The 8,066-nt window shown below is 64.1% G+C and carries 4 protein-coding genes and 5 pseudogenes; 7 read left to right on the top strand and 2 right to left on the bottom strand.

All coding sequences use genetic code 11. The features are described 5' to 3' along the window. Positions 1–267 precede the first annotated feature (267 nt). From msrA to JCM19049_RS18850, 5 genes and pseudogenes are all read left to right on the top strand, one after another. Entirely contained in the window at positions 268–798 is a 531-nt protein-coding gene (msrA, locus tag JCM19049_RS05720; RefSeq protein ID WP_054821088.1) for a peptide-methionine (S)-S-oxide reductase MsrA, read from the top strand. Between the two features lie 159 nt (positions 799–957). Then, positions 958–1,891: pseudogene (gene cysK / locus JCM19049_RS05715) on the top strand (cysteine synthase A). 148 nt (positions 1,892–2,039) lie between these two features. After that, on the top strand, positions 2,040–2,624 hold the full coding sequence (gene epsC / locus JCM19049_RS05710) for a serine O-acetyltransferase EpsC (RefSeq protein ID WP_054821087.1): 585 nt from the start codon (positions 2,040–2,042) through the stop codon (positions 2,622–2,624). 142 nt (positions 2,625–2,766) lie between these two features. Then, positions 2,767–5,022, top strand: a pseudogene (locus JCM19049_RS05705) (ATP-binding cassette domain-containing protein). A gap of 88 nt (positions 5,023–5,110) precedes the next feature. Further along, positions 5,111–5,842, top strand: a complete 732-nt coding sequence (locus JCM19049_RS18850; RefSeq protein ID WP_279402545.1) for a hypothetical protein — start codon at positions 5,111–5,113, stop codon at positions 5,840–5,842. A gap of 143 nt (positions 5,843–5,985) precedes the next feature. Here JCM19049_RS18850 and JCM19049_RS05700 read toward each other — a convergent pair. Next, a pseudogene (locus JCM19049_RS05700) lies at positions 5,986–6,993 on the bottom strand (NADP-dependent oxidoreductase). A gap of 253 nt (positions 6,994–7,246) precedes the next feature. Here JCM19049_RS05700 and JCM19049_RS22275 point away from each other — a divergent pair. Both JCM19049_RS22275 and JCM19049_RS05695 read left to right on the top strand, forming a co-directional pair. Then, a pseudogene (locus tag JCM19049_RS22275) lies at positions 7,247–7,291 on the top strand (hypothetical protein); the annotation flags it as partial. A 27-nt stretch (positions 7,292–7,318) separates the two neighbouring features. Next, positions 7,319–7,738, top strand: coding sequence for a TetR/AcrR family transcriptional regulator (locus JCM19049_RS05695; protein WP_279402544.1), 420 nt, complete (start codon positions 7,319–7,321; stop codon positions 7,736–7,738). 122 nt (positions 7,739–7,860) lie between these two features. Here the strand turns inward: JCM19049_RS05695 and JCM19049_RS05690 are convergent. Then, positions 7,861–8,066 (bottom strand): annotated as a pseudogene (locus tag JCM19049_RS05690) (NADP-dependent phosphogluconate dehydrogenase); the annotation flags it as partial.

The raw sequence follows: 8,066 nt of genomic DNA, 5'->3' as shown, positions 1-8,066 counted from the left end.
GGCACGGCAGACTCGCGCCCGCGCTGCCGCACCGCCGGCCACGGCCGGGGATTCGGGGTTCTTCGCAGCCTGATCCTGCTTTGTTGCCTCGGTCTTGCGCGCATCGCCGACCGGGTTGTTCACCTTGCTCTGCATACCTCTAGCCTACGCGGTGGGCCGGGAACGGGAACAGAATGCAACGCCGTGGTGTTGGCTATGGATGTGAGTTCACAAACCAAAACCCAAGCCCATCATTTCGAGCCGACCAGTGAGATTGATGGCCGTACGCTGCGCACCTTCGTGCTGGCCGGCGGCTGCTTCTGGTGTCTTGACGCCGTCTACCAGCGCACCCGCGGGGTGCATTCGGTGATCTCCGGCTACACCGGCGGGAACACCTCCCACCCGGACTACCACCAGGTGTGCACCGGGATGACCGGTCACGCCGAGGCCGTGGCGGTGACCTTCGACGAGTCCGTGGTGCCGGCCGAGGTCATCCTGGACATGTTCTTCACCCTGCACGACCCCACCACCCTGAACCGGCAGGGCTACGACGTGGGCACCCAGTACCGCAGCGCCATGTTCCCGCTGGATGACGCCCAGCAGCAGGACTATGAGCGGGCGATCGCGAAGTTCGCCGCACTCTACCCGGATCCGATCGTGACCACCGTGGAGCAGCCGGCCGACTTCTGGGTGGCCGAGGACATCCACCAGGACTATTACACCCAGTACTCTCAGGCCGGGTATTGCCGGGTCATAATCGACCCAAAGCTGGCAAAGGTAAAGAAATATTACGGTTCGTGGCTTAACAACGAGTCGTAATTGGCGCGAGAACTACCCTAGAGAGGGAAAGCTTTTCTCGGCACCGTGCCCTTGAGCGCAAGGGGCGGGCCGAAGCACAACTCGTTCTTCCGGATCCGTGCGCGGGCCCGGAGCAAGCTGGCGATCACAGCCAACCGATACAGCGAAGGAACCAACACGATGGGCAAAATCTACAACAACGTCACCGAGGTCGTCGGCGGAACCCCGCCTGGTGAAGCTCAACCGGCTGGATGAGGGCTGCCGGGCAACGTTGCGGTGAAACTGGAGTTCTACAACCCGGCCAACTCGGTCAAGGACCGCATCGGTGTGGCGATTGTTGACGCCGCCGAGGCCTCGGGCGCACTGAAGCCCGGGGGCACCATCGTGGAGGGCACCTCCGGGAACACCGGCATCGCCCTGGCCATGGTCGGCGCGGCCCGCGGCTACAAGGTGGTGCTGACCATGCCCGAGACCATGAGCACCGAGCGCCGCGTGATGCTGCGCGCCTTCGGCGCCGAGATCGTGCTGACCCCGGGCGCCGACGGCATGCGCGGCGCGGTGGAGAAGGCCAAGGAGATCGTGGCCACTACCGAGAACGCGATCTGGCCCAGCAGTTCGCCAATGAGGCCAACCCGAAGATCCACCACGATACCACCGGCCCGGAGATCTGGGAAGACACCGAGGGCAAGGTGGACGTGCTGGTCTCCGGCATCGGCACCGGCGGCACCATCACCGGCGCCGGACGCTACCTGAAGGAAAAGAACGCCGAGGTGAAGATCGTGGCGGTGGAGCCCAAGGACTCCCCGATCCTCAACGGCGGCAAGCCCGGCCCGCACAAGATCCAGGGCCTGGGCGCGAACTTCATCCCCGAGGTGCTGGACACCGAACTGTACGACGAGGTGCTGGACGCCCGATCGAGGAATCGGTCTCCGTGGCCCGCGCGCTGGGCGTGAAGGAAGGGATCCTGGGCGGCATCTCCGCCGGCGCCGCCGTGTGGGGCGCCCTGCAGGTGGCCGCCCGTGAGGAGAACGCCGGCAAACTGATCGTGGCGGTGGTCCCGGACTTCGGCGAACGCTACATCTCGACCCTGCTCTTTGACGACATCCGCGGCTAGTTTCCGCGGATTGTGATGGCTGGCGAATAAATCGGCGTGCCGTGCGGTTGGACTGGATAGACCCGCGCCGGCGCGCCGATTTGTGGTGTGACCTCCCGTAATGGGAAACGATGGCACGTCGCCAGCCCTTGACCCCTAAGGTGAACACATGAGTTTTATCTCCCGGCTACGGGAAGACCTGGCCACTGCCCGCACCCACGACCCGGCCACGCGCAGCGACACCGAGAACTTCTTCGCCGCCTCGGGGCTGCACGCGATCTGGATGCACCGGATCGCGCACCGGATGTGGCAGAACCCGTCCCTGCGCTTTGCCGCGCGGATGCTCTCGCAGCTGAACCGGGCAGTCACCGGCATTGAGATCCACCCCGGAGCCACGATCGGGCGGCGCTTCTTCATCGACCACGGCATGGGGGTGGTGATCGGTGAGACCGCCGAGGTGGGCGACGATGTGATGCTCTACCACGGGGTGACCCTGGGCGGGCGTTCGCTGGCCAAGGTCAAGCGCCACCCGACGATCGGCAACCGGGTGGTGGTCGGGGCCGGGGCGAAGATTCTGGGTCCGATCATGATCGGTGATGATTCGGCGGTGGGCGCGAACGCCGTGGTGGTCAAGGACGCCCCGGCCGGTTCGATTGTCACCGGCATTCCGGCGCGCAACCGCCCGCGCTCCCCGGAGGAGCGCAAACCGGCGGTGGACCCGGCCGAATACATTGACCCGGCCATGTGGATTTAGTTCCCTACCCGCCCCAGGGGCCCGCAGCACCATCCGGTGCCGCGGGCCCTGCCTGCCTTACGGCCCCTGCTCAGCAACACCGGTGGCGGACGGGCAGGAATCAAGAAGTCGACGGGCCCGACGATTCAGTAAGCTGAAGTCCATGAGCCAGCATGCAGCAGACACCCATGACATGATCCGTGTGCGCCAGGCGCGGGAGAACAACCTGCAGGGCGTGGACGCGACATTCCCAAGCGCCGGATCACCGCCTTCACCGGGGTCTCCGGCTCAGGCAAGTCCTCCCTGGTCTTTGGCACCATCGCCGCCGAATCGCAGCGGCTGATCAACGAAACCTATACCGCGTTCATCCAGACGTTCATGCCCTCCATGCCCCGCCCCGACGTGGAGGTGCTGCAGAACCTGACCGCGGCGATCGTGGTGGACCAGGAACGCATGGGCGCGAACTCCCGCTCCACGGTGGGCACCGCCACCGACGCTACTCGCTGCTGCGCGTGCTCTACTCCCGCTACTCCACCCCCAGCGCCGGCGGGGCCGGGGCATACTCCTTCAACCTGGGCGAGGGGGCGTGCAGCGCCTGCGAGGGGTTCGGCACCGAGGCGAGCATTGACCTGGACGAGCTGCTGGACTGGGACAAGACCCTGAACGAGGGGCGATCAACGCCCCGAACTTCGCCCCCGGCGCCTGGCTGTGGCAGACCCTGACCGCTGGCACCGAGGCGGACCTGGATGTGAAGCTCAAGGACATGCCCGCACCGATGCTGGAGCGGCTGCTCTACGCGGAGCCGGGCAAGGTGAAGCTGAATGGGGCGAACATGAGCTACTCCGGCTGATCACCCGGATCAAGAACAACTACATCCACTCCGGGCGGGAGATCAAGCAGGCGCACATCCGCGATTGGATCGCGCGGATCTCCACCACCGCCGCGTGCAGTGTCTGCGGCGGTGCCCGGCTGGGCGAAAAGGCCCGGGCCTCGAAGATCGACGGGTACGGGATCGCGCAGCTAAGCGCCTTGCAGGTCTCGGATTTGATCCCGGTACTGGATCAGCTGCAGATCCCCGACGCCGCTCCCCTGCTGGGCAACCTGAAGGCCGTGCTGCGATCCATGGTGCAGATCGGGTTGGGCTACATCTCCCTGGACCGCCCCGCCGGCACCCTGTCCGGCGGGGAGGCGCAGCGGGTGAAGATGATCCGCCACCTGGGCAGTGCCCTTTCCGATGTCACCTACGTCTTTGATGAACCACGGTGGGCCTGCACCCGCACGACATCCAGCGGATGAACCACCTGCTGGCGGACCTGCGCGACAAGGGCAACACGGTGCTGGTGGTCGAGCACAAGCCCGAAGTCATCAAGATCGCCGACCACGTCATCGACCTGGGCCCGGGGGCCGGCATCCACGGCGGGCAGGTCACCTACGCCGGGGATGTGCCCGGGCTGCTGGCCAGCGACACCCTCACCGGCCAGCACTTCTCCGCCACCGTGCCACTGAAGCAGCAGGTCCGCCCGGGCCGGGACCCGCTGCAGATCCGCGGGGCGAACACCCACAACCTGAAGAACGTGAACGTGGACATCCCCCGCGGGGTGCTGTGCGCGGTGACCGGGTCGCCGGGTCCGGCAAGTCCACACTGATCCACACCACGATTTCCAAGCGCGAGGACGTGGCGGTGGTGGACCAGTCAGCGATCCGCGGCTCCCGGCGCTCGAATCCGGCCACCTACACCGGGGTGCTGGATCCGATCCGTGCCGCGTTCGCCAAGGCCAACGGCGTCAAGGCCGCCCTATTCAGCGCGAACTCCGAGGGCGCCTGCCCGAACTGCAACGGGGTGGGCTACACCTACACCGATCTGGTCTCCATGGCCGGGGTGCCGCTGCTGTGCGAGGTCTGCGAGGGCAAGCGCTATACCGCCGAAGTGCTGGACTACCGGCTGGACGGGCTGAACATCACCGAGGTGCTCGAGCTGAGCATCGAACAGGCCCAGCAGCAGCTGAAGGTCCCCAAGGCCAAGGCCATGCTGCAGCGGCTGAACCAGGTGGGCTTGGGCTACCTGAAGCTCGGCCAGCCGCTGAACACGCTCTCCGGCGGGGAACGCCAACGCCTGAAACTGGCCATCAACCTGGGCAAGGGGGCCGGCACGTATGTGCTGGATGAACCCACCACCGGGCTGCACATGGCGGACGTGGACAAGCTGCTGGCCCTGCTGGATCAGATGGTGGACGAGGGCAACACGGTCATCGTGATCGAACACCACCTGGCCGTCATCGCCCACGCCGACTGGGTCATCGACCTGGGCCCGGGCGCCGGGCATGAGGGCGGAAGCATTGTCTTTGAAGGCACCCCGCGTCAGCTGACTGAAGCGGAAACCCTCACCGGTGAGCACCTGGCCCGCTACGTGGGCAGCTGAAAACGTTATTGACCGTTCCTCTTAGTTCCAGTCTGCTACAGAGCATTAGAATCACTTTTTCTGACGTCGCGCGTATTCGTCGGCGCAAGTGAACCAACCTGAGGAGAACAAGAAAATACTCATGGATCTCAACACATTCGCTGCAGGTGTTGCAGCTTTCGGAGCGTTGTCCGCAGCGGTAGCGGCTTTTGTAGCTCTGAAGCCAGCGCATGAAGCTTCAAGAGCCGCTAAAGATCAGACAGAAATTCAACGAGACCTGATGCGGCAGGCAGCGCGACCTTACGTTTGGGCCGACATTCAACCGGACGTTCAACAAGGGACAATGCTCCATTTGGTTCTAGGTAACGCAGGTCCAACTTTAGCCCGTAACGTTCGGGTTTTGATCGATCCCCCTATTCCAGAGCATCCGTCGTACTCGGGAGCCACCCGGGTAGCGCAGAATAGGGTAGCTGAAGGAATTCTGTCGTTGGCTCCAGGGCGAGTTATTCGGTGGTCTTTAGGAAGAGGCTTCGATCTGCTCGAAGATGAGAACGATGAGACCCAGTACCGCCTAGAAGTTACCGCGGAAGGGCCATATGGCCCGCTTGAACCCGTTTCTTTCTACATTCGCCCTCGTGACTGGCGCGAAGCGAGAGACGCACCAGAGGGAAACCTGCATTTAGTCCGCAAAGAAATTCAGTCTCTAACTGATGCGGTCAATACAGTAGGAAGCAAACTTGTCAAACATGTAGATAGGAACCCAGAACCCGATCGTTTCGTTGAATCGAGCCTCGCAGATGCAATAACTCAGAACCGAAGCGCCGAACCTTCAGCGGAGTAAGCGCTACAAGGCTCAATTACGATCCGAGCCGCTCGCATATAGTATTCGCTCCCGTTGCATTAACAACTGACGGCCTGTACTAACCAAGCATTCAGTACAGGCCGCCAGTGATTTTCAATGGAAATGGCGCTCTCAGTGTGTGGCTAGATGCGCACCAGCATCTTGCCGATGTTCGCGCCCTTCATCATGTTCACGAAGGCATCCACGGTGTTCTCGATGCCGTCCACGATGGTCTCGTCGTAGACGATCTTCCCGTCGGCGAACCACTGGCTCATCTGCTCGTTGAAGTCACCGGCGGCGTACAGGTAGTTGCCCAGGGTGAAGCCTGCATCTTCAGTCCGCGGGTGACCATGTTTGACATGTTCTTCGGTCCCGCGGGCGCCTCGGTGGAGTTGTAGCTGGAAATCGCGCCGCACAGCGCGGCCCGTCCCCCGTCGTTGAATTCGGCCAGTGCCGCCTCCAGGTGCTCGCCGCCGACGTTGTCGTAGAACACGTCGATGCCTTCCGGGGCGGCCTCGGCCAGCTGGCCGCGCACATCCCCGTCCTTGTAGTTGAAGGCCGCGTCGTAGCCGTACTTTTCGGTCAGCAGCTTGATCTTCTCGGGGCTGCCGGCCGAACCGATGACCCGTTTGGCGCCCATCAGCTTGGCAATCTGCCCGGCGGCGGTGCCCACCGCGCCGGCGGCGCCGGAGATGAACACGGTCTCGCCTTCCTTCAGCCCGGCGATCTCCTTCAGGCCCACGAAGCGGTCATCCCGGTCATGCCCAGGATGTGCAGCCGCACCGAGTTCGGCATCCCGTCGATCTCGGGCACCTTCTTGAAGGTCTTCGCATCGGCTGGATGCCGTCGGACCAGCCGTGCTGGTGGGTGACCAGGCTGCCCTCGGGCAGTTCTTCGGAGGTGGATTCAACAACCCGGCCCACGGCCCCGCCGGTGATGCGCTCGCCCACCTCGTAGGGGGCCACGTAGGAGCGGGCATTGCTCATGCGTCCACGCATATAGGGGTCCACGGAGATGAACTCGTTGCGCACGCGCACCTGGTTCTCCCCCAGGGGCGGGTTCTCGACGGTGGCGAAGTCAAAGTTCTCTTCACTGGGCCAGCCGGTGGGGCGGGAGGCAAGACGGATTTCGGTGGTCTTGAAGTCGGTCATGGGATGGTGAACCTTTCGTCGCGGAGATTGCAGGTCGAGTGGCGGTTTATCAACGGGCGGATGGCTCGGAGCCAAGGTGAGCTTGCTCGTCACACCCGCCACCACTATTTGTAACGGTCATTCCAATATATACTGGAATGGTCGTTACGAAAAGACTGGAGGAACGTGATGGCCAGAACACTAGCCTTTGACCGGACCGGGTGGCGCAGCAGGCCCGCGCCGTGTTCTGGTCGCGCGGCTATGAGGCGGCTCCATTCCCGAGCTGGAGCAGGCCACCGGGCTCAGCCGCTCCAGCATCTACAACTCCTTTGGCTCCAAGCGCGGGTTGTTCGCCGCCGCCGTGGACAGCTATCTGGAGGAGATTGTGCGCCCACGCCTGCGTCCACTGCGCGAACCCAGCGTGCAGCCGGGCGCGCTGAAAATCTACCTTGGGGACCTGGCCGAGACCTTCGCCAACCCGGGCTCGGTTACCGCGGCGAATGGGTGCCTGCTGATCAATTCGGCCAACGCCCCGATCGCCAGTGATGAACAGGTTGCAGAAATCATTGCCGGCTACCGCAGTGAATTGCATTTGGCGCTGGCCTGCGGCGTGCAGGCCGCCCTGCCCAATGCCGCGCCGCACCGCCAGGAGGTGCTCGCCGAGACGCTCACCGGCCTGGTGGTGGCCGCCTTCTCCCTGGCCCGGATTGTTCCGGGCGAAGCGGCACAGCTGCTGCGCAACGGGGTGGAATTGCTCGAGTCCTGATCCCCCCGGCGCCCGCGGGCGCCCACCACCCGTGGACATGAAAAAGGCCGTGGCCTGGAAAGTCGCTCAACTTTCCAGGCCACGGCCGATTCCGCTTCCCGCATGGGTGCGGCAGAGGCTTCCTAGTGGGTATCCTCGGCGGAGATCTCGGTGCGGTCCCCGCTCCACAGGGTGTGGAAGGTGCCTTCCTTGTCGGTGCGGCGGTAGGTGTGCGCACCGAAAAAGTCACGCAGACCCTGGGTCAGCGCGGCCGGCAGGCGGTCGCTGCGCAGGCCGTCGTAGTAGGCCAGCGAGGAGGAGAACACCGGGGCCGGGATACCCAGCTGGG

The organism is Arthrobacter sp. JCM 19049 (assembly GCF_001310435.1).
Note: the sequence above shows the minus strand (reverse complement) of the source record. Positions and strands in the feature narration are given on the sequence as shown.